The 18,302-nt window shown below is 60.8% G+C and carries 19 protein-coding genes; 12 read left to right on the plus strand and 7 right to left on the minus strand.

Annotated features, from left to right (window positions below; all coding sequences use genetic code 11):
- Positions 1-27 precede the first annotated feature (27 nt).
- The 6 genes from NKH37_RS13755 to NKH37_RS13780 all read right to left on the minus strand — a co-directional run bounded on the left by NKH37_RS13755 (position 28) and on the right by NKH37_RS13780 (position 5,486).
- The gene (locus NKH37_RS13755) at positions 28-1,311 is read right to left on the minus strand and encodes a CpaE/TadZ family protein (protein WP_023719532.1); all 1,284 of its coding nucleotides are present in this window, start codon (positions 1,309-1,311) and stop codon (positions 28-30) included.
- Positions 1,312-1,365: 54 nt separating this feature from the next.
- A complete protein-coding gene (locus NKH37_RS13760; RefSeq protein ID WP_023719533.1) occupies positions 1,366-2,100 on the minus strand; it encodes a CpaD family pilus assembly protein in 735 nt (244 codons plus the stop codon).
- A 14-nt stretch (positions 2,101-2,114) separates the two neighbouring features.
- Positions 2,115-3,641, minus strand: coding sequence for a type II and III secretion system protein family protein (locus NKH37_RS13765; RefSeq protein WP_352493779.1), 1,527 nt, complete (start codon positions 3,639-3,641; stop codon positions 2,115-2,117).
- Positions 3,638-4,453: a Flp pilus assembly protein CpaB gene (gene cpaB / locus NKH37_RS13770; RefSeq protein WP_023719535.1), complete on the minus strand. Its 816-nt coding sequence runs from the start codon at positions 4,451-4,453 to the stop codon at positions 3,638-3,640. The genes NKH37_RS13765 and cpaB overlap by 4 nt, the downstream gene beginning before the upstream one ends.
- A gap of 191 nt (positions 4,454-4,644) precedes the next feature.
- The gene (locus NKH37_RS13775; RefSeq protein ID WP_353005276.1) at positions 4,645-5,163 is read right to left on the minus strand and encodes an A24 family peptidase; all 519 of its coding nucleotides are present in this window, start codon (positions 5,161-5,163) and stop codon (positions 4,645-4,647) included.
- A 149-nt stretch (positions 5,164-5,312) separates the two neighbouring features.
- Positions 5,313-5,486, minus strand: coding sequence for a Flp family type IVb pilin (locus NKH37_RS13780; protein ID WP_023719537.1), 174 nt, complete (start codon positions 5,484-5,486; stop codon positions 5,313-5,315).
- Positions 5,487-5,831: 345 nt separating this feature from the next.
- Between NKH37_RS13780 and NKH37_RS13785 the strand changes: the two genes are divergently transcribed.
- From NKH37_RS13785 to NKH37_RS13795, 3 genes are all read left to right on the plus strand, one after another.
- Entirely contained in the window at positions 5,832-6,254 is a 423-nt protein-coding gene (locus NKH37_RS13785) for a pilus assembly protein N-terminal domain-containing protein (RefSeq protein WP_023719538.1), read from the plus strand.
- A gap of 150 nt (positions 6,255-6,404) precedes the next feature.
- Positions 6,405-6,965, plus strand: a complete 561-nt coding sequence (locus tag NKH37_RS13790; RefSeq protein ID WP_031194173.1) for a TadE/TadG family type IV pilus assembly protein — start codon at positions 6,405-6,407, stop codon at positions 6,963-6,965.
- 30 nt (positions 6,966-6,995) lie between these two features.
- The gene (locus NKH37_RS13795) at positions 6,996-7,616 is read left to right on the plus strand and encodes a TadE/TadG family type IV pilus assembly protein (protein ID WP_023719540.1); all 621 of its coding nucleotides are present in this window, start codon (positions 6,996-6,998) and stop codon (positions 7,614-7,616) included.
- A 28-nt stretch (positions 7,617-7,644) separates the two neighbouring features.
- Here the strand turns inward: NKH37_RS13795 and NKH37_RS13800 are convergent, their stop codons facing one another.
- Positions 7,645-8,571, minus strand: a complete 927-nt coding sequence (locus tag NKH37_RS13800) for a phosphate/phosphite/phosphonate ABC transporter substrate-binding protein (protein ID WP_353005277.1) — start codon at positions 8,569-8,571, stop codon at positions 7,645-7,647.
- A gap of 159 nt (positions 8,572-8,730) precedes the next feature.
- On the opposite strand from NKH37_RS13800, the gene NKH37_RS13805 reads away from it, so the two are divergent.
- The 9 genes from NKH37_RS13805 (at position 8,731) to NKH37_RS13845 (ending at position 18,280) form a co-directional block, all read left to right on the plus strand.
- Positions 8,731-9,972 (plus strand): phosphopentomutase, encoded by a 1,242-nt coding sequence (locus NKH37_RS13805; protein ID WP_023719542.1) that lies wholly within the window; start codon positions 8,731-8,733, stop codon positions 9,970-9,972.
- Positions 9,965-10,855, plus strand: a complete 891-nt coding sequence (gene mutM / locus NKH37_RS13810) for a bifunctional DNA-formamidopyrimidine glycosylase/DNA-(apurinic or apyrimidinic site) lyase (RefSeq protein WP_352493778.1) — start codon at positions 9,965-9,967, stop codon at positions 10,853-10,855. Before NKH37_RS13805 ends, mutM begins: the two co-directional genes overlap by 8 nt.
- 23 nt (positions 10,856-10,878) lie before the next feature.
- A complete protein-coding gene (locus NKH37_RS13815; protein ID WP_023719544.1) occupies positions 10,879-11,652 on the plus strand; it encodes an enoyl-CoA hydratase in 774 nt (257 codons plus the stop codon).
- A 160-nt stretch (positions 11,653-11,812) separates the two neighbouring features.
- Complete coding sequence (gene rpsT / locus NKH37_RS13820) at positions 11,813-12,079, plus strand: 30S ribosomal protein S20 (protein WP_023676922.1); 267 nt, start codon at positions 11,813-11,815, stop codon at positions 12,077-12,079.
- Positions 12,080-12,917: 838 nt separating this feature from the next.
- The gene (gene dnaA, locus NKH37_RS13825; protein WP_031194174.1) at positions 12,918-14,465 is read left to right on the plus strand and encodes a chromosomal replication initiator protein DnaA; all 1,548 of its coding nucleotides are present in this window, start codon (positions 12,918-12,920) and stop codon (positions 14,463-14,465) included.
- A 199-nt stretch (positions 14,466-14,664) separates the two neighbouring features.
- Positions 14,665-15,783 carry a DNA polymerase III subunit beta gene (dnaN, locus tag NKH37_RS13830; protein ID WP_023719546.1) on the plus strand — a complete coding sequence of 373 codons (1,119 nt, stop codon included), beginning with the start codon at positions 14,665-14,667 and terminating at the stop codon, positions 15,781-15,783.
- 25 nt (positions 15,784-15,808) lie between these two features.
- Positions 15,809-16,957 (plus strand): DNA replication/repair protein RecF, encoded by a 1,149-nt coding sequence (recF, locus tag NKH37_RS13835; protein WP_352493777.1) that lies wholly within the window; start codon positions 15,809-15,811, stop codon positions 16,955-16,957.
- A 76-nt stretch (positions 16,958-17,033) separates the two neighbouring features.
- The gene (locus NKH37_RS13840) at positions 17,034-17,795 is read left to right on the plus strand and encodes a molybdopterin-synthase adenylyltransferase MoeB (protein WP_352641448.1); all 762 of its coding nucleotides are present in this window, start codon (positions 17,034-17,036) and stop codon (positions 17,793-17,795) included.
- Positions 17,792-18,280, plus strand: coding sequence for a GNAT family N-acetyltransferase (locus NKH37_RS13845; RefSeq protein ID WP_352549140.1), 489 nt, complete (start codon positions 17,792-17,794; stop codon positions 18,278-18,280). Before NKH37_RS13840 ends, NKH37_RS13845 begins: the two co-directional genes overlap by 4 nt.
- Positions 18,281-18,302 lie beyond the last annotated feature (22 nt).

The raw sequence follows: 18,302 nt of genomic DNA on the forward strand, positions 1-18,302 counted from the left end.
TTGCTTACCAATTCCACCGCTGCGGCATCACTTCTTGTTGCGCGAAAGCTTGCCGAGCAGGTTGCCGAGGCCAGCCTTTTTCTTCACCTTGATTTCGCTGCGCCCCGTCAGCACATGGGCAATCTCGTTGATCGTGGCGACGACGGGGCTCTTGGCATCCATCTCACCGAGCATACGTCCGTTGTTGGCGGCATTTCCGAACAAAAGCGGCTCGAACGGGATGACCGACATCGGCGAAAGGCCGAGCGATTCGGAGAAATCGGACGGCGTAATCTCGGGACGTTTCGGCACACCGGCCTGGTTGATCACAAGCTTTGGCGCAGGATCGTTTGGACGAAGCCGCTTCAGCATGTCGACCAGGTTCTTTGTGTTTCGCAGATTGGCCAGTTCGGGCGTCGCCGTGATAACGATCTCGTCGGCCTTGACCAGCGTGTTCTTGGTCCAGCCGGCCCACACATGGGGGACATCGAGCACGAGGAGCGGCGCGCTACGCTGGGCTATGTCGATAAGCTGGGTGAAGGCGTCGGGCTCGAAATCGTAGACCCGCTCCAGGGTCGAAGGTGCCGCAAGCAGCGACAGGTGCTCGGCGCATTGGGCGAGCAGCCGGTCGAGATAGACCTCGTCGACGCGTTCCGGCGAGAAGACCGCCTCGGCAATGCCCTGCGCCGGGTCCTGGTCGAAATTGATGTTGGCCGTTCCGAAGGCGAGGTCGAGATCGGCGACAACCACTTCGGACTTGAAAAGGGACGACATGGCCCAAGCCACATTATGGGCTATTGTCGAGGAGCCGACGCCGCCCTTGGCGCCGATGAAGGCAATCGAGCGGCCGATCGGCTCAGCTTCCGGATCAACGAAGATCGAGGACACCACGCTGACGATGTCGGCCATCGATACCGGGGCGATGACATATTCGGAAATGCCCGAACGGATGAGTTCGCGATACAGGCCGACATCGTTGTAATGGCCGACAACCACCACCTTGGAGGTCGGATCGCAGTGCTCGGAGAGCTGGGCGAGTTGTTCCAGCAACAGCTTCGGCTCGCTGCGCGATTCAAGCAGGATCAGGTTCGGTGTCGGCGCAGACTGGTAGAATTCGATAGCGGTGGGGATGCCCCCCATATGCACCTTCAGATGGGCCTTGGCCATACGGCGATCCTCGCCAGCGCGCTCGACCGGATTGGCTACGCCTTCGGTCTCGCAGAACGCCTGGATCGAAATGCGCGGGATCGGCCGCAACGCCTGCATCGCGGCAATATCCTGCTCCGAGGTTTCGCCGCCTGCTACCTCTGTGTCATAGGCAAGATTGCTCATTGTCATCTCTTTCAGTGACTTGCGCGGCTTAGGTCTGTTGAGCCTCAACACTCGTTAATATTCGACTTCCGAATTGCCGAGGAGTTCGTCCGAAATTCCTCTGTCGCGATAGACGTCGATCACCGCGCTCCGATTTGCCGCGTCGATGGGAGTCTGTTTGCGCGGCCCGATCAGATCGGCCGGATTGGCCATCTGGGCGGCAAGGTTGTTTTGGTACGAACAGCCGAAATCGGCATAATGCTTGTTTTCCGAAGTCTCCAGAAGGTCTTCCGGCCAGCGCCCGCATTTGTCCGTCTGAGCCTTCACCGAGACGTAGGCGACACGGACCGGGGCGGACGCTTCGGCCGAAACGGATTGATAGGACCGCACGGCGATCCGCTTCCGGCTGATGCCGCTGGCTATGGCAAGCCTGGCGAAATCGCGGCCGGCCGCGGCCGCTGCGATTTCGTTAGCCGAGCCGCTCGGGACCTCAATCGTCAGCACCGGAGCCGCGCTCCTGTCGTATCCGTCCAGAAAGCCCAGGAGCGTGTCGCGCTGGAATCTGGTCATGCCACGGTCGCCGGCGCCGACCGGAAGGTCGATCTTCTGGATCTTCTCGGCGATGACGATCGGATGGGTGGTGCGATAGTCGTCCGGTATGGCACCGACCGTGACGCTGTCGCGATTGGCGCAGCCGGCCAGTGATGCCGCCATCACGACCGCCATGATGGGAACGGCGGGCCGCCAGATTCGCAAATGGACCGACCGCATCGCGGTGATCGCCTTTGTCTTCGATGCTGACTGAGACATGTCCGCTTCCCCGCTTACTTGTAGATGAAGCCGATAACGCCGTGATAACGGCCGTTGGGCTTGTCGGTCTGCATGGTGCCGTAGACGCGGTTGACGCGTCCAAGGAACATGGCGGCCCCGTCGCTGGCGGCGTTGAAATTGTCGTCAGGCTTGGCAAGGTCGTTGCGCGCCACCGGCTTCACCAGATAGGGCGTGATGATGATGACGAGCTCGGTCTCGTTGCGAACGAAATCCCTGCTGCGGAAGAGCGCGCCGAGCACTGGAATCTTTGTCAGGCCAGGCAAGCCGTTGACGGCTTGCCTGACATCGTCGCGGACGAGCCCGGCAATCATCATCGAGCCGCCCGAAGGCAGTTCCACCGTCGTGTCGGCCAAGCGTTTGCGAAGCGACAGGGCGTTCATGCCAAGGCTTTTTACGCCTTCGGAATAAGATACTGACCCTTCCGTTGTCGGCTCGGAGACCGACGTCCTGACTTTCAGGCTGATGCGGCCGGGAGACAGCACCACCGGCTGAAATTCCAGGCCAATACCATATTCGATCTTCTCGACTGAATAGGTTTTCAGACCTGTCTGGTTATCGTTGGAGACGGCTTCGGAAACGCCGGTCACCATGTTATATTCACCGCCGACCTTGAAGGTCGCCTTCTCGCCGGATACGGCCGTCAATGTTGGCTCGGCGAGAGTCTTCATGACGCCGGACTGTTCCATGGCGTTGATATAGGCCTGCAGCGTCGAGCTGCTGATAGAGAGGCCCGAGTTCGACAGCGACTTGCCTAAACCGGTGAAATTGTCGCTTAACGCGCTCCAGCTGATGCCGTTGCTGCTGCCGCTGCCGATCATGTTGACGCCGAGCTGCTTCATCACCGAGCGGCTGACTTCGGCAACCGTCACCTTGAGCGTCACCTGGTCGTCGCCGATAATCTGCAGCAGGTTGACGATCTTGCTGACGCGGCGCTCGGTGTCCGGATTGTTGATGTCGACGCCGGCATCGGCGGAGCCGCCGGCAGCGGTCTGCGAATATTGACCCGTGGTCGCTTCGCCGCCTGAGACGAAGATCTCCGCCAGGTCTTGCGCACGCTTGGCGTCCAGCGGAGTGTCAACGGTTCCGGTCAGGACGACATTGTCGTTCAGCAACTCGACCTTGATCTCCGATGACGGGATGAAGCGCTTGATATAGTCCTCCAGCCCGGCAACATCGCGTTCGACCGCCAGATCAAGGCTGACGATCTGTTCGCCATTCGGGCCAAAGACGAAGATGTTGGTCTCGCCGACCGCCTTTCCGAATAGATAGATGCGCCTGGCGGTGCGGGTCACCGCATCGGCTACCGCGGGGTTGGCAACGAGAATATCGTAGGCATCGCTCGGCAGGTCGATGACCACCGATTTGTTGAGCCCGAGCTTCACTCGCTGGGTGGCCGTCGAGGCTGTGACCCTGGCATTGTTCGCCGCATGGGCATCGAGAGTGCCATACGCATTCGTTCCAAGGAGAAACAGGCCGATCGCCGCAGCCAAGGTGACCGGCAGTTTGGTTTTTAGCTTCATTTCCTCGCCCCCACTTCGGAAACTTCGCCCGACTTGATCAACCGCACCGTTCCGCGCCGACCATTGCCGGAAACCAGGTAGTCGGCCTCCCCCACATTCTTGTCCTGGCTGTCCTTGATTGAGCGCAGTGCCAATGTCAGGCGATCCGCCATCTGCTGAGCGACGGTGATGATCTCGGACTGCTGCGGCGTCAGTTCCAGGGTGGCGGTCTGGCCGACCCTGGTCTTCTTGCCTTCCTCATCCTCCTGAATGGTCTGGTCGATCGCCAGGACGCGAATGTTCTTGAGGATAGTCTCGGTCGTGAAGCCCGGACTACCGCCATTGGCGGTATCGGCTCTGCGGGTCATGATGACGTCGACGAAATCGTTGGGAAGAATAAAGCCACCGGCCGAAGTGTCGGCCGAGATGCTTGTGGCGACAGCCCGCATGCCGGAGGGCAGGATCGACGACATGAAGCTTTGCCCCTCACCGATCAACTTCGAGCGCCGCAACGGCTCGCCGGCATACAGCGCCACGCGCGCGACGCCGCCCTTCAGCTTATCCAGCGCTTCAGGCTCGGCGGCGCGGGTGATGAAATTTGCGTTGATGCCGGCGGACGGCCATGACTCCCAGGAAATGTTGTTCTCTAGCGGACTGCCCATCGGAACATCGCCGGAAAGGACAAGCACGTCCTGCAGCGCGATCGCCGGCGCTTGGGGGCCGGAATCGACAACCGGAGGCGGCGGAGGCGCGACCATGTTCTTCGCGACATAGCCTGCACCTCCGGCCGCGGCTATCGCCACGCCTAGAATAATCAATCGGGATGCTGGCATCTGTCCGAACCTCGCCCTTGGCAAACCACCTGGCCAAGCCGGACTTTGCAGCGGCAATCGTCAAAACAAGGTTAATGTTATACTTACGATCGTGATTAATTTAACGTTTACATAAATTAGAGCGACCAAGCGCGGCCCGAAGGAAAGACGTCGCCAACTCGCCAGGCCCGGCGCAAACGGAGTAACGCAAATCAGCCCGCCAGCCTGGCGAGAGCCCAGGCCATTAACGGCGAGTCCGGATAGGTAAGCAGACCGCCAATGCCAAGCGCAATGCCGTACGGAACACCGTTCGCGTCATCGGCGAAATGGCGCAGGAACGGATTGTGGCTTGTGACGGCGGCAAGCAGCGATTTTCGATAGGCGAGAATGGCAAGCGTCAGCAAGCCGCCTATGAATGTCGAGGCGACGAGATATTCGATGAGATGGACATTCAGTCCCATCCACATGGCAGTGGCGGCCAGGAGCTTCGCGTCGCCGCCGCCCATGCCGCCAAGCGCGAACAGGCCGAACGTCACCGCGAGAACCAAGCCGGCGGCGGCGAAATGCCAGCCATAGGTGGCCCAATCCATGCCGGTCAAAGGCGCTACCAAGGCGAAGACAACCACAAGCAGCACAGGCACGCGATTGGCGATCGTCATCGACAGCATGTCGGAGATCGCGGCAAAAAGCATGCAGAACGGAAAGACGACGAAGATCACGGCTTCAAGCATGGACGAACGCCTGTGGTCAAATTGTACCTGGCCTAACCTAGGCACATTCTATTAACGACTGATGAGACTTCAAAGTGTTTTGTTACTATAATGCAACAGGGGCCGCAACGGAGCGGCCCCTGTTCTTGAAAAGTGACTGGCCGCGTAGCTTAATTGACGCCGTTGACCTTGCTGGCGATCTTGTCGAACTTGGCGTTCAGCGCGTTGCCGAGCGAGCCGGCGCCAACCATGATGGCGAGCGCGATGAGGGCGGCGATCAGACCGTATTCGATAGCGGTCGCGCCGGATTCGTCCTTCACAAAACGTGCGATGAGGTTAGACATTCGAGCTCCTACTCCAATTGTTACAGCACTTCCGTCAACTTCTCTTGATGGCTGATCGGATGCTGCGAATGTAAGCGGAAGCTGTTTCGATCGGCTTAATAAACAGGCTTACCGATTCCTTTCCCGCTTCGATGACATTGCGTAGTTAACCCAGGACTAAAATACCGGCCACTGGGTCCACAGGCTAACAAAGGGCGCAAAAGGCGCAATTCGGCAAAGAGGTTTGAGCCGTGCCTGCTAGCCCAATGACGGTTCCGGCTTAATCCTGAACTCCAGCCGCTTAACGGTTGGTTCACCAATCTCGTTCATGTTCTGTTGAACAGTTTGTTGCCGGGGAGCGCCTCAATGGCCGGGCCGAGATCGTCATTTCCAATTGCCGTGGTTCTTGCCGCAGCGGCTTTCGCCGTTCCAGCCAAGGCAGGCGCCGGCATCGAGGTCACGATGAACCAGGCAAAGATCGTCAAATTGTCGCGCGCCGCCGATACGATTGTCGTCGGCAATCCGGCGATCGCTGACGCCTCCGTGCAGGACGCATCGACGATCGTACTGACCGGCAAGGGATTTGGCGTCACCAATCTTGTCGTCCTCGATCAGGAGGGCAACCCGATCGTCGATGAGCAAATAACGGTCGTGCGCCAGGCAGCGTCGTCGGTGCGCATCTATCGGCGTGCCGAAGTACAGACCATGTCCTGCGCGCCATATTGCGAAAGCTCGTACAAGAGCGATGCCGAGAAGGCCTCTGAGGCCGAGATGAGCGCCGGGCATTAGCTAGCCGACTTCTCCACCTTTGCGGGAACGCTTCGGTTATTGCCTGGTTAAGGCCTTTCCGCCGAATTTAACGGTCATTCCAACCGGACTTCAATCGGTTCCGACTAATGGTGGGATCCGATGCAGAACTGGAATCGGCGGGTAGAGGACATGAGCAAGGCAGGACGAGCAGGTTTTCCCGGAAGGTTTTTGGGCGACCGACGCGGAAGCACGGCGATCGAATTCGCCATGCTTGCAATTCCATTCGCGCTTCTTGTCTTCGCCATCCTGGAGAGCTGTATTTCATTTGCCGCACAAGAAGTGATGGCAAACGCCACAGACGACATCGCGCGCCAACTGCGTACCGGCCAATTAAGACCGGCCGATGTGTCCGGGACCAAGCTGCGGGATATGATCTGCACCAAGTTGGAGATCATGGTCGCCAAGACCTGTCCCGGATTGCTGGTGGATTTGCGCGAATATCCGACCTTCGCCGATGCGGCGCTGGCCGGTTTCAAGATCCAGGATGGCGACGTCGTGTTGACCAAGGGCACGAGCACACAGACCTTCACCGTCGCACCAGGCCTGGCAGAGTCGAGAAACATGCTGCGGGTTTTTTACAAATGGCCGGTGATGACCGACTTCATGGCCAAGTCGATGGCCAATCTGAAGGACGGCAAAACGCTGCATTTCGCTTCGATCACTTGGCAGAACGAGCCGTTCGACAACTGAACCACCTAGTCGCTTGAAAAGGGCAAAGCCATGATTCGTGCGGGGGCACAGCTGGGCATCGCAGAGATTTGTACAAGAGCAGTCCGGCTTTGCTCGGACCGCCGCGGTATTGCGGCTGTCGAGTTTGCCCTCATCGTGCCTGTCCTGTTGATCATGTACTTTATGACCATGGAAGCCTCGCAAGCCATCGAGACCAGCAAGAAGGTCAGCCGCATCGGCAGCATGGTAGCGGACCTTGTCACGCAGCAGCAGACCATCAAGGCGGCCGATCTCGATGCCATCATCGCGATCGGCAGTTCCACGCTTCAGCCCTATAATCGTTCGAAACCGAAGATCATCATTACGGCGATACAGGTCACGGACGAGACGACGCCGAAAGTCTTGGTCGTGTGGTCGCGCAAAGTAGTCGATGGTGTCTCTAGCGTCGACGCCATCAAGGATTCCGCCACAACGGTCCCGAGCGCGCTCAAGATCAAAGGCACTTTCCTCATTCGGGTCGAAAGCGATCTCGCCTACAAGCCAATCATCACCTGGTCGGCGGATGGCCAAAGCCGGTTCGGGTTGAGCTCGGCCTTCAATTCGATATCGATGGCGGAAACTTATTATCTACGGCCGCGAAGGAGCCCGACCATTCCGTGCAGCGATTGCTGACGCCTGAAGCCCGCTAACCGGGCTGTAGCTATTGCGTGCGGCCGCGGGCCGAGACCAGGTGCACGATGGCCGCAGCCAGCACATAATCCCTCGGACCGGCAACGGCGAACCCGCCGGAGTGTCTCGGCTCCAGAAGATCGTAAATGTCCGGCGCGGCTGATCTGAGATTGGTGAGAAAGATGGTGAGCCGGCGCTTGGCTTCGGGGTCCAGATCGCTGCGGACGGCGTGCGGACCATACCTCAGCAGGCCTGAGGTCCATACGACCTGAAGCGACGATTTCGAGAGCCCTGCGGCCTCGAGCCTCGCCACCGTGCCGCCAGGAGGATTTGGCCGTCCCTCTGCCACAGCCGGGATCCAGCCGAATATGGCATCGGCCTCGCCCTCGACCAGCATTGCTTCAGCTGCGGCAGCCGAATTGGCGTGGGTCAAAAACGGCGCATCTTCCGCCACGTTGACCCCGTCTGCAGCCAGCCCGGCAAGCGGCAACAAAGCACCACCGACGCTGTCGAAAGGCGCCATGACGACCCGATGGACTGCCATGGCCATCAGATCGGGAACCCTCCCGTCGCGCGTCAGCAGTACGGAGCGGATGCCGATGGCGCCGCCGGAATCGAGCGGCGCCGCGAGAGGTTCGACACATCCGCACCGTTCGGAGGCGGCGGCGTAGGCGGTTGCCGAATAGATTGCATATTCGATCCGCGCATTGGCCTGCGCCTCGATCAACGACGTATAGTCGCGGGCAACGACAAACTCCACCTTCATGCCGAGCGCTTTGGTATAGGCGTCGGTCAGCAGCGCCAGACCTGGAACGGTGTTGCCGGCGCCAGGCTCGGCGACGATACCGATACGGAACGTTCCGATATCATCGCGCCAATCGGCACGCGCCAGGTTCGCGCAAGATGCATCCAGCAGCAAGGCCAGTACGGCAGCGAATGCTTTCAGGGCAGGCCTCATGCGAGCTCCATGCCGCGCATTTCGATCGGCAGATCGACCATGCCGCGATTCGTTTCTCCCGGACCAGCACGCCAAGCCGTGCCGTTCGGGTTTCCGAATTGCCAACGGCAGCGCGGAACCCTATGTCTGAGTCAACACCCAGGCAATGATGAACCTTTGATGGCACGCGCCTCCCTTTTTGTCCTTGACTCCTTCGGCATCGGCGGCGCGGCCGACGCCGAACGCTATGGCGACACTGGCTCCAACACGTTCGCACACATCGCGCAGGCCTGCGCGGAAGGCCGCGCCAATCGCGAAGGCCTGCGTGGCGGACCGCTTCTTGTACCAAACATGCTATCGCTCGGCCTCGGCCATGCCGCGGCAACGGCGACGGGTTTCAGGTTCGAGAATGGCGGCAGCGTCGAGTTTGCCGCCGCCTTTCACGGCGCGGCACAGGAGGTTTCGAGCGGCAAGGACACGCCATCGGGCCATTGGGAAATAGCCGGCCTGCCGGTCCGTTTCGACTGGGGTTACTTCCCCGACACGATTCCCGCCTTTCCAGCCGAGTTGACCGAAGCAATGGTGCGTGAAGGGAAGGTGCCCGGCATTCTCGGCAATTGTCATGCCCCCGGCACCGAGATCATCGAACGGTTCGGCGAAGACCATATCCGCACCGGCAAGCCGATTTGCTACACCTCGGTCGACTCCGTCCTGCAGATCGCCGCGCATGAGGTTCATTTCGGCCTGGAACGGCTTTACGACTTCTGCAAGATAGTGCGCGGGCTGGTCGATCCGCTGAATATCGGGCGCGTCATCGCACGACCGTTTATCGGTGAAACCGCCGCCACGTTCGCGCGAACGCATAATCGTCGCGACTATGCCGTACCGCCGCCGGAACCGACGCTGCTCGACCGGCTGACGGCGCGCGGCAGCCGGGTTATCGCAATCGGCAAGATCGGCGACATCTTCGCCCATCGGGGGATCTCGGAAGTCCGCAAGGCTGCCGGCAACATGGCGATGTTCGACAAAGCGCTTGGCGCCATGGAAGATGCCCGCGACGGCGACTTCGTCTTCGCGAACTTTGTCGACTTTGATACCGAGTTCGGACATCGGCGCGACGTCGCGGGGTATGCCGCCGCACTCGAAGCTTTCGACCGGCGCCTGCCGGAGGCATTCGCGCGGCTGAGGCCAGGCGATCTGCTCATTTTGACCGCCGATCACGGCAACGATCCGACGTGGCGCGGCACCGACCACACACGCGAGCGTATTCCGGTTATCGGCACACGGCCGGGTTTCAAAGGCGCGGACATTGGACTGAGGACGACATTTGCCGACATCGGCGAAACCGTGGCCGAACATCTCGGGCTGGCGCCCGGCCCATACGGCACCTCCTTCCATGCCACGATAAGCGGCCATGCCTGAGCTGCCGGAGGTCGAGACAGTCAGGCGCGGTCTGCAGCCGGTCCTTGAAGGTGCCCGCATCGTCGGTGTCGAGGCACGCCGGCCCGATTTGCGGTTTCCATTCCCCGAGAGATTTTCGGAGCGGCTGACCGGCAAGACGATTGCAGCGCTCGGCCGCCGCGCCAAATATCTGACGATGCACCTGGACAACGGCCCGGTGCTGATCTGCCATCTCGGCATGTCGGGTTCGTTTCGCGTCGAAACGGCCGACGAGAGTGCAACACCCGGCGCGTTCCACTATGAACGTTCGAAAAACACCGCTCACGATCACGTCGTCTTCGACATCACATCACCTGCCGGCGTCCGCTCTCGCGTGATCTTCAACGACCCGCGCCGCTTCGGGTTCATGCTGTTTTCGGAAGACGAGCCAGACATGCATCCGATGCTGGCGGGATTAGGTGTCGAGCCTACAGGCAATGCACTGGACGGCGCTCTGCTCGCTTCGCTGCTGAAAGGTCGCAAGTCACCGCTGAAGGCGGCACTTCTCGACCAACGGCTGATCGCCGGGCTAGGCAATATCTACGTCTCGGAAGCGCTTTGGCGGGCCGGCCTGTCACCGCTGCGCAAAGCGGGCACGCTCGCGAGAGCCGGCAAGAAAGCCAGAGAACAGAGCGAACGCCTGGCCGAAGCAATCCGCTCGGTCGTCGCCGACGCGATCGCCGCCGGCGGCTCGTCGTTGCGCGATTATATGCAGACCGATGGATCGCTGGGCTACTTCCAGCATTCCTTCGCGGTTTATGATCGCGAGGGCGAGGCCTGCCCCAAGCCTGGTTGTGGCGGACACATCGAGCGTATCGTGCAAAGCGGTCGCTCAACCTTCCACTGCCGGACCTGTCAGGCTTGAAACACAAGCGAGGAGGAGCAAGCATGGGCTATGAAACCATCATCGTCGAGACCCGCGGCAAGGTCGGGCTGATTACGCTGAACCGGCCGCAAGCGCTCAATGCGCTGAATTCACAAGTGCTGGCGGAACTGGTTGCGTCGGTGAACAGCATGGGCGCAAATGCCGACATCGGCGCTATGGTCATCACTGGTTCGGAAAAGGCTTTCGCCGCAGGTGCCGATATCAAGGAAATGCAGTCGATCTCCTATGTGGATGCCTATCTGCAGGATTTCTTCGTCGGCTGGGAAGAATTTACGCGGGCACGAAAGCCGATCATCGCGGCGGTGGCGGGCTACGCTCTGGGCGGCGGCTGCGAACTGGCGATGATGTGCGATTTCATCATCGCCGCCGATACCGCCAAGTTTGGCCAACCCGAGATCACGCTGGGTGTCATGCCCGGCATGGGCGGATCGCAGCGCCTGACCCGCTTCGTCGGCAAGTCGAAGGCGATGGATATGTGCCTGACGGGGCGAATGATGGACGCAGCCGAGGCCGAGCGTTCCGGCCTGGTCTCGCGCGTCGTGCCAGCCGGCGAGTTGATCGAGGAAGCGCTTAAGGCAGCGGCCAAGATCGCCGGTTTTTCCTTGCCATCGGTGATGATGGCGAAGGAGGCCGTCAACCGCGCCTATGAGACGACGCTCACCGAGGGCCTGCGGTTCGAGCGCCGGCTGTTTCATTCGCTGTTTGCGCTGGACGACCAGAAGGAAGGCATGGCGGCCTTCACCGGCAAGCGGAAGCCGAATTTCACGAACCGATGAGATGACGAAGGCACCGGCCAAAAAGAAAGCGCCGCAGCGTTGACGCGCCGGAAAAGCTGAACTATAAGCCGCACCAACCGAGGCGGCCCTGTGGCTGCCCGTTTGTTTTTTGCGCCCCGCGGTATCCCGCAAGCGCCCACCAGATCAGAAGAGAGGCACCATGGCCAATACCTCCTCGGCCAAAAAGGCAACGCGCAAGATCGCCCGTCGCGCAGCGATCAACAAGAACCGTCGCTCCCGCGTCCGGACCTACATCCGCCAGGTCGAAGAGGCGCTCGCGGCTGGCGACAAGGCGGCCGCACAGGCTGCCTTCAAGGTGGCCGAGCCGGAATTGATGCGGGCCGCGACCAAGGGCGTGGTGCACAAGAACACTGCATCGCGCAAGGTGTCGCGGCTGGCCCAACGGGTCAAGGTGCTGTCGGCCTAATATACCTTTTCCTGAACTGCGCTTCTTCAAACCCGGCCGATCGCGCCGGGTTTTTTCGTTTGCCGGCAAGTACTTAAAAGAAAGCCCGCAAAACGGCGCTCCGCGTGCATTTCAAAGTTCGAAATGCTTTGCCGGCATATACATGCCCGCTGATATTCGCAGCCTTCGAAACCGCCAATGCGAAAATTTCCGAGCGTCACAGATTACCGTTTCTTTTCAGCAGTTTACAGATGGTGATCCACAGCTTGTTCACATCGGCTGCGGTCGATAGGCGACAATTGGCTGTCAAGTGAATTATTTCAGAAAATTTCGCGTTGTGTGGCCTTTTTCATATTCGCCGGAAAAGGGTTTGAATCACAATGGCTTTGTCAAAATCAACTGTTGCGGCATGGCGTCCGAACCGTCCCTTGCTAGTCAGATTCCTTAAAAATCCGTTAGGGGTGGCCTTGCCCTATCCACAGCGATTTCGGTAATGTCTGTCCATCGAAGGGACGGGCCCTTGGCCCTTGACCAGCCTGAAACCGGCCAGCTCAAATTGGCAGAGTTTACAACGCGGATTCAACTCCGCGGACGGGGTTGGTTTGTCTTTTTGATACGGTAGGGGACTGGCGTAATTGTACATGGCAGGTCGACGGTGCGCCGGCGTTTTTCGCCGGACGGCATTTTATTGCCCTGACATGACCAAGGCGGATCGGCACTTCGGCGCCGGACCGATAACGAGGCGATTCATCAGCCGGCGGTGGCGATGGTGTCGCAGCGAAGACACGGTCGCCGGAAACATGGATGCAGGAGGCGCATCCCCGGCGGAAAACAGGTACAAGAGACAAGGAACTCGATCATGCAGAGCGGCGGCATCGAAAGGGAGCTTACGGGCGACCTCCCATTTCCTGGAACGTTAATCGGAAGGAACGACATGGCGGCTTCCAATGAAGCTGAACAGAAGTTCGATCGGGTCAAGGCCCAGCTGAAGGCGCGTCTGGGAACCGAGGTCTATTCGAGCTGGTTCGGGCGCATGAAGGTCGCTGAATCCTCCAAGGGCATTGTCCGCATCTCGGTGCCAACCGCATTCCTGCGTTCATGGATCAACGGCCACTATCTCGATCTCATCGCCGAGTTGTGGAAGCACGAGGATCCGGAGATCCTCAAGATCGAGATCGTCGTTCGCACCGCCACACGCCAGGGCCGCAACAGCGTCGAGCCGGAAGTGGCCCCGGCACGCAAGATGACCAGGCAGACGCAAACCGCCCTCTCTGCGGGCACGGCGAGCCCCAGCAGGGTCGAGCGGGTCCCGGCACCCCGCCCAGGAATGCCGGCAGAGACAGAGTTCCGGCACAATGTGCTCGGTTCGCCGCTCGATCCACGCTACACTTTCACCTCCTTCATCGAGGGACCATCGAACCGAGTGGCTTTTGCCGCTGCCAAGGCGGTCGCGGAATCACAGTCGAGCGCGGTGCGCTTCAATCCGCTCTTTCTTCACGCGACGGTTGGGCTGGGCAAGACGCATCTGTTGCAGGCGATCGCCGCAGAATCGCTGAAGCAGAACCCGAAATCGCGGGTCGTCTATCTGACGGCTGAATATTTCATGTGGCGGTTCGCCACCGCGATTCGCGACAACAACGCACTGACGCTGAAAGAACAGCTTCGCGACATCGACCTTCTCATCATCGACGACATGCAGTTCCTGCAGGGCAAGTCGATCCAGCATGAATTCTGCCATTTGATCAACATGCTGCTCGACAGCGCCAAGCAAGTGGTGGTCGCTGCCGACCGGCCGCCGTCGGAATTGGAGTCGCTGGAGCCGCGCGTCCGCTCGCGCCTCAACGGCGGCGTCGCGCTGGAAATGTCGGCCCCGGATTTCGCCATGCGCATCGGTATGCTCAAGCTCAGGCTTGCCACCGCCAAGCTCGACGATGTGTCGCTCGATATTTCCGAAGAGATCCTCAATCACGTTGCCCGCACGGTGACCGGCAGCGGGCGCGAGCTCGAAGGTGCCTTCAACCAGCTTTTGTTTCGCCAATCCTTCGAACCGCAGATCACCATCGACCGCATCGACGAGATCCTTGGCCACATCTATCGTTCCGGCGAGCCGAAGCGGGTGCGTATCGAGGACATTCAGCGCATCGTCGCACGCCATTACAACGTGTCGAAGACTGAACTTCTGTCCAACCGGCGCACACGCACCATCGTCAAGCCACGGCAGGTCGCCATGTACCTGTCGAAGGTGATGACGCCGCGCTCGCTGCCGGAGATCGGGCGGCGTTTCGGCGGCCGTGACCATACGACGGTGCTGCATGCCGTGCGCAAGATCGAGGATCTTTCAGGCGTCGACAACACACTGGCGCAGGAACTCGAATTGCTGAGAAGGCTGATCAACGACCAGGCCTGACGGCGCGAAAAACGCCGGCTCGCGGACTTCGGCCTTTTTATCCCCAGAAAGCCCGTGCAGCCGGCCCGAACCGGTGGCGCGGGCTTGCGTTTGCCGGGTTTTTCCTGTCAGTTTACGCAGATTCTGAGCCTGTTCAGACCTTTCGCGGGGCGCCGCTTGCCGGAGACCCGTTCATTCATTCAAGCGAGCCTGTTTCGTCATGCGTGTTATCCTGGAACGGTCAAATCTCCTGAAGTCGCTCAACCATGTTCACCGCGTGGTCGAGCGGCGCAACACCATTCCGATCCTGTCGAACGTGCTGCTCAGCGCCGAGGGGGCCAGCCTTGAAATGAAGGCGACCGACCTCGACCTAGAGGTGACCGAAGCAACGCCGGCAAAGGTCGAGCGTGGCGGGGCGACGACGGTTCCGGCGCATCTGCTCTACGACATCGTGCGCAAGCTTGCCGACGGCGCGGAGGTGGCGCTGAAGACCGACGAAGACGGCAACGCCATGACGGTGACGTCGGGGCGCTCGAGCTTCCGCCTGCAGTGCCTGCCGCAGTCCGACTTTCCCGAGCTTTCAGCCGGGTCGTTCTCGCATATTTTCCGGCTCGATTCCCTCGGGCTAAAGGGCCTCATCGAGAAGACCCAGTTCGCCATCTCGACCGAGGAGACGCGCTATTATCTGAACGGCATCTATCTGCACACGCACGAGGCTGGCGGCAAGCTGAAGCTGCGCTCGGTCGCGACCGACGGCCATCGGCTGGCGCGCGCCGAGATCGACGCACCAGCGGGCTCCGAGGGCATGCCTGGCGTCATCATCCCGCGAAAGACGGTCAGCGAGTTGCAGAAGCTGGTCGACGACCCCGACATTGCGGTGACCACCGAGCTGTCGGACACCAAGATCCGTTTCACCATCGGCAGCGTCATCTTGACCTCCAAGCTGATCGACGGCACTTTCCCGGACTACCAGCGCGTCATTCCGACCGGCAACGACAAGAAGCTGATCATCGATCGTCAGAGTTTCGCCGCTGCCGTCGATCGCGTTTCGACCATTTCGTCCGAACGCGGCCGGGCTGTAAAGCTTTCGATCGCCGAAGGCCAGGTCACGCTTGCAGTCAACAATCCGGATTCAGGCAGCGCCACCGAAGAACTGGCAGCCGACTATTCGTCCGATCCGATCGAAATCGGCTTCAACGCCAAATACCTGCTCGACGTTGCCGCGCAACTGACCGGCACGGAGGCGAAGTTCATGCTGGCGGATGCCGGATCCCCGACACTGATCCACGACATGGCCGACGAGACCGCGCTCTACGTGTTGATGCCGATGCGGGTGTAGGGCCCGAACGAGGCCATCTGCTGTCGTGACCAGATTTGCAAACCCGCGGCAGACTTACATAAGTAAGCTTACACTTACGAATTTCCGCAATTATGCGGCGTTGGCAATCGACCTTGATCCCGGCGCTGTGGTTTTCTCCGGCGACAATGGCGCCGGCAAGACCAATCTGCTTGAAGCGATCTCGCTGCTCACGCCAGGCCGCGGCCTGCGCCGCGCACCCTATGCCGAGGTGGCGCGCGAAGGCGGCGACGGTGGCTTTGCGCTGCATGCCCGGCTTGACGGGCCGGACGGCCAGGTCGAGATCGGTACCGGGATTGCAGGCAGCGACAGCGAAGGCGGCAGGCGGGTGCGGATCAACGGCGCGGCGGCGCGCTCAGCCGAAGACATGCTGGAATGGCTGCGTGTGGTCTGGCTGACACCGGCCATGGACGGCCTGTTCCCCGGGCCGGCGGCCGATCGTCGGCGCTTCCTCGACCGACTGGTGCTGGCGATCGATCCTGGCCACGGCCAGCGCGCGCTTGACTACGAAAAGGCAATGCGCGGCCGCAACAGGCTGCTCGCCGACGGTTCGCGCGACGGTGCCTGGTTCGATGCGATCGAGATGCAAATGGCCGAGACCGGCGTGGCAATTGCCGCGGCGCGTGCCGAACTGGTGCGTCTGCTCGCCGCCATGATCGACCGTCTGCCCGGCGACGGACCGTTTCCGCAAGCCGACATCGGCATCTCGGGGGAACTGGAAGGCGAAGTCGGCATTTCGCCGGCCGTCGACGTCGAGGAACGGTTCCGTCGTGCGCTTGCCCAAGGGCGCGACCGTGACCGCACCGCCGGACGCACGCTCGACGGCCCGCACCGTTCCGATCTCGTGGTGCGCCACCGGCCCAAGGCAATGCCGGCCGAACTCTGCTCGACCGGCGAGCAGAAGGCGCTGCTGGTCGGCATTGTCTTGTCGCATGCACGGCTAACCGGCGAGATGTCGGGCATGACGCCGATCCTGCTGCTCGACGAGATCGCCGCCCATCTCGACGGCGGCCGGCGCGCGGCCTTGTTCTCGATCCTGGAGGAGCTGAACTGCCAGGCTTTCATGACCGGGACCGATGCCGCGTTGTTTGACAGCCTCAAGGGACGCGCGCAGTTCCTGACCGTCGATCACGGCAAGGTCAGGCCGACCATCTGAACTTCGTCCATGACGCATTTCTGAGCCGCATGCATTGACGCCTGACAAGTTTTTTCCTCCGTTATATGGTCCGGCGATGATCACAGCCGCCCTCACCGACGAAGAGCTCGAACGCTACGCCCGCCACATCGTGCTGCCCGAAATCGGCGGCGCCGGCCAGCAGCGGCTAAAGCGGGCGCGGGTGCTGGTCATCGGCGCCGGCGGATTGGGAGCGCCGGTGCTCGAATATCTCGCCGCCGCAGGGATTGGCACACTCGGTATCGTCGACGACGACATCGTTTCGCTTTCCAACCTGCAACGACAAGTGATCCACGCCACGGGCGATGTCGGCATGGCGAAAACCGACAGCGCCAAGGCGGCGATCATCCGCATCAATCCAAACGTCGTCGTGGAAGAGCACAATTTCAGGCTGACCGCGGACAACGCCCCTGCCCTCATCGCCGATTATGACATCGTCGTTGACGGCTCCGACAATTTCGAGACGCGCTACGCCGTGGCCGACGCCTGCGCCGCCGAAAGCCGGCCGCTCGTCCATGCCGCCGTTGGCCGCTTCGACGGCTCGGTCACGGTGCTGAAGCCGTTCGAAACCGGTCCGGACGGCACGTTGAACCCAAGCTACCGCGATCTTTTTCCCGAAGCGCCGCCGCCGGGACTGGTGCCGTCCTGCGCGGTGGCCGGCATTGTCGGTGCGCTGACGGGGGTCATCGGCACGCTGCAAGCCATGGAAGCGATCAAGCTGATCACCGGGATTGGCGAGCCGCTGGTCGGGCGACTGCTGCTCTACGATGCACTGGCGGCACGCTTCGACACGATCCGCTACAAGCGGACTCACCGGTGAGCCTGCCTGCCGACGTTTCCATTGTGCAGCTTGCGGCCGATTTCGACCGTTGGGACGAGGTCTTGGCACTGGTCATGCGCGCCTTCGCCTTCATGGAAGACGTTATTGATCCGCCGTCCTCGGCGCATCGGCTCACTGTCGAAAATCTTAGGGCTAAAGCGCTGGAGGAGACAGGATTTCTGGCGCTGAAGGAAAGCGAGATCGTCGGTTGCGTCTTCATCCTGGAGCGGGCAGACGACCTCTATGTCGGAAAGCTCGCGGTTGTGCCGGCTCTTCAGGGACAAGGCATCGGAAAGCGGCTGATGCAGGCTGTCGAAGATCTTGCCCGTAGCCACAACCGGGCCGCCATCGAGCTCCAGACCCGGGTCGAACTGACCGGAAACCACGCTGCCTTCGCCCGCCTCGGCTTTCGCGAAACCGAACGGACAGCGCACAAGGGCTACGACCGGCCGACCTCAATCACCATGCGCAAGGCGCTTTCGTAAGCCAACACTATCCAAAGACGAA

Origin of the sequence: Mesorhizobium sp. M1217, from assembly GCF_040318275.1 — a bacterium.
Lineage (GTDB): Bacteria > Pseudomonadota > Alphaproteobacteria > Rhizobiales > Rhizobiaceae > Mesorhizobium.

Bases quoted from the DNA above. Each gene is read 5' to 3' on its own strand.
- NKH37_RS13785 (WP_023719538.1), top strand. From the start codon at position 5,832: ATGGCCGGGCCGAGATCGTCATTTCCAATTGCCGTGGTTCTTGCCGCA.
- NKH37_RS13765 (WP_352493779.1), bottom strand. From the start codon at position 3,641: ATGAAGCTAAAAACCAAACTGCCGGTCACCTTGGCTGCGGCGATCGGC.
- mutM (WP_352493778.1), top strand. From the start codon at position 9,965: ATGCCTGAGCTGCCGGAGGTCGAGACAGTCAGGCGCGGTCTGCAGCCG.
- rpsT (WP_023676922.1), top strand. From the start codon at position 11,813: ATGGCCAATACCTCCTCGGCCAAAAAGGCAACGCGCAAGATCGCCCGT.
- dnaN (WP_023719546.1), top strand. From the start codon at position 14,665: ATGCGTGTTATCCTGGAACGGTCAAATCTCCTGAAGTCGCTCAACCAT.
- NKH37_RS13755 (WP_023719532.1), bottom strand. From the start codon at position 1,311: ATGAGCAATCTTGCCTATGACACAGAGGTAGCAGGCGGCGAAACCTCG.
- NKH37_RS13775 (WP_353005276.1), bottom strand. From the start codon at position 5,163: ATGCTTGAAGCCGTGATCTTCGTCGTCTTTCCGTTCTGCATGCTTTTT.
- NKH37_RS13800 (WP_353005277.1), bottom strand. From the start codon at position 8,571: ATGAGGCCTGCCCTGAAAGCATTCGCTGCCGTACTGGCCTTGCTGCTG.
- NKH37_RS13760 (WP_023719533.1), bottom strand. From the start codon at position 2,100: ATGTCTCAGTCAGCATCGAAGACAAAGGCGATCACCGCGATGCGGTCG.
- NKH37_RS13795 (WP_023719540.1), top strand. From the start codon at position 6,996: ATGATTCGTGCGGGGGCACAGCTGGGCATCGCAGAGATTTGTACAAGA.
- cpaB (WP_023719535.1), bottom strand. From the start codon at position 4,453: ATGCCAGCATCCCGATTGATTATTCTAGGCGTGGCGATAGCCGCGGCC.
- NKH37_RS13805 (WP_023719542.1), top strand. From the start codon at position 8,731: ATGGCACGCGCCTCCCTTTTTGTCCTTGACTCCTTCGGCATCGGCGGC.
- NKH37_RS13780 (WP_023719537.1), bottom strand. From the start codon at position 5,486: ATGTCTAACCTCATCGCACGTTTTGTGAAGGACGAATCCGGCGCGACC.
- NKH37_RS13840 (WP_352641448.1), top strand. From the start codon at position 17,034: ATGATCACAGCCGCCCTCACCGACGAAGAGCTCGAACGCTACGCCCGC.
- NKH37_RS13815 (WP_023719544.1), top strand. From the start codon at position 10,879: ATGGGCTATGAAACCATCATCGTCGAGACCCGCGGCAAGGTCGGGCTG.
- NKH37_RS13790 (WP_031194173.1), top strand. From the start codon at position 6,405: ATGAGCAAGGCAGGACGAGCAGGTTTTCCCGGAAGGTTTTTGGGCGAC.
- dnaA (WP_031194174.1), top strand. From the start codon at position 12,918: ATGCAGAGCGGCGGCATCGAAAGGGAGCTTACGGGCGACCTCCCATTT.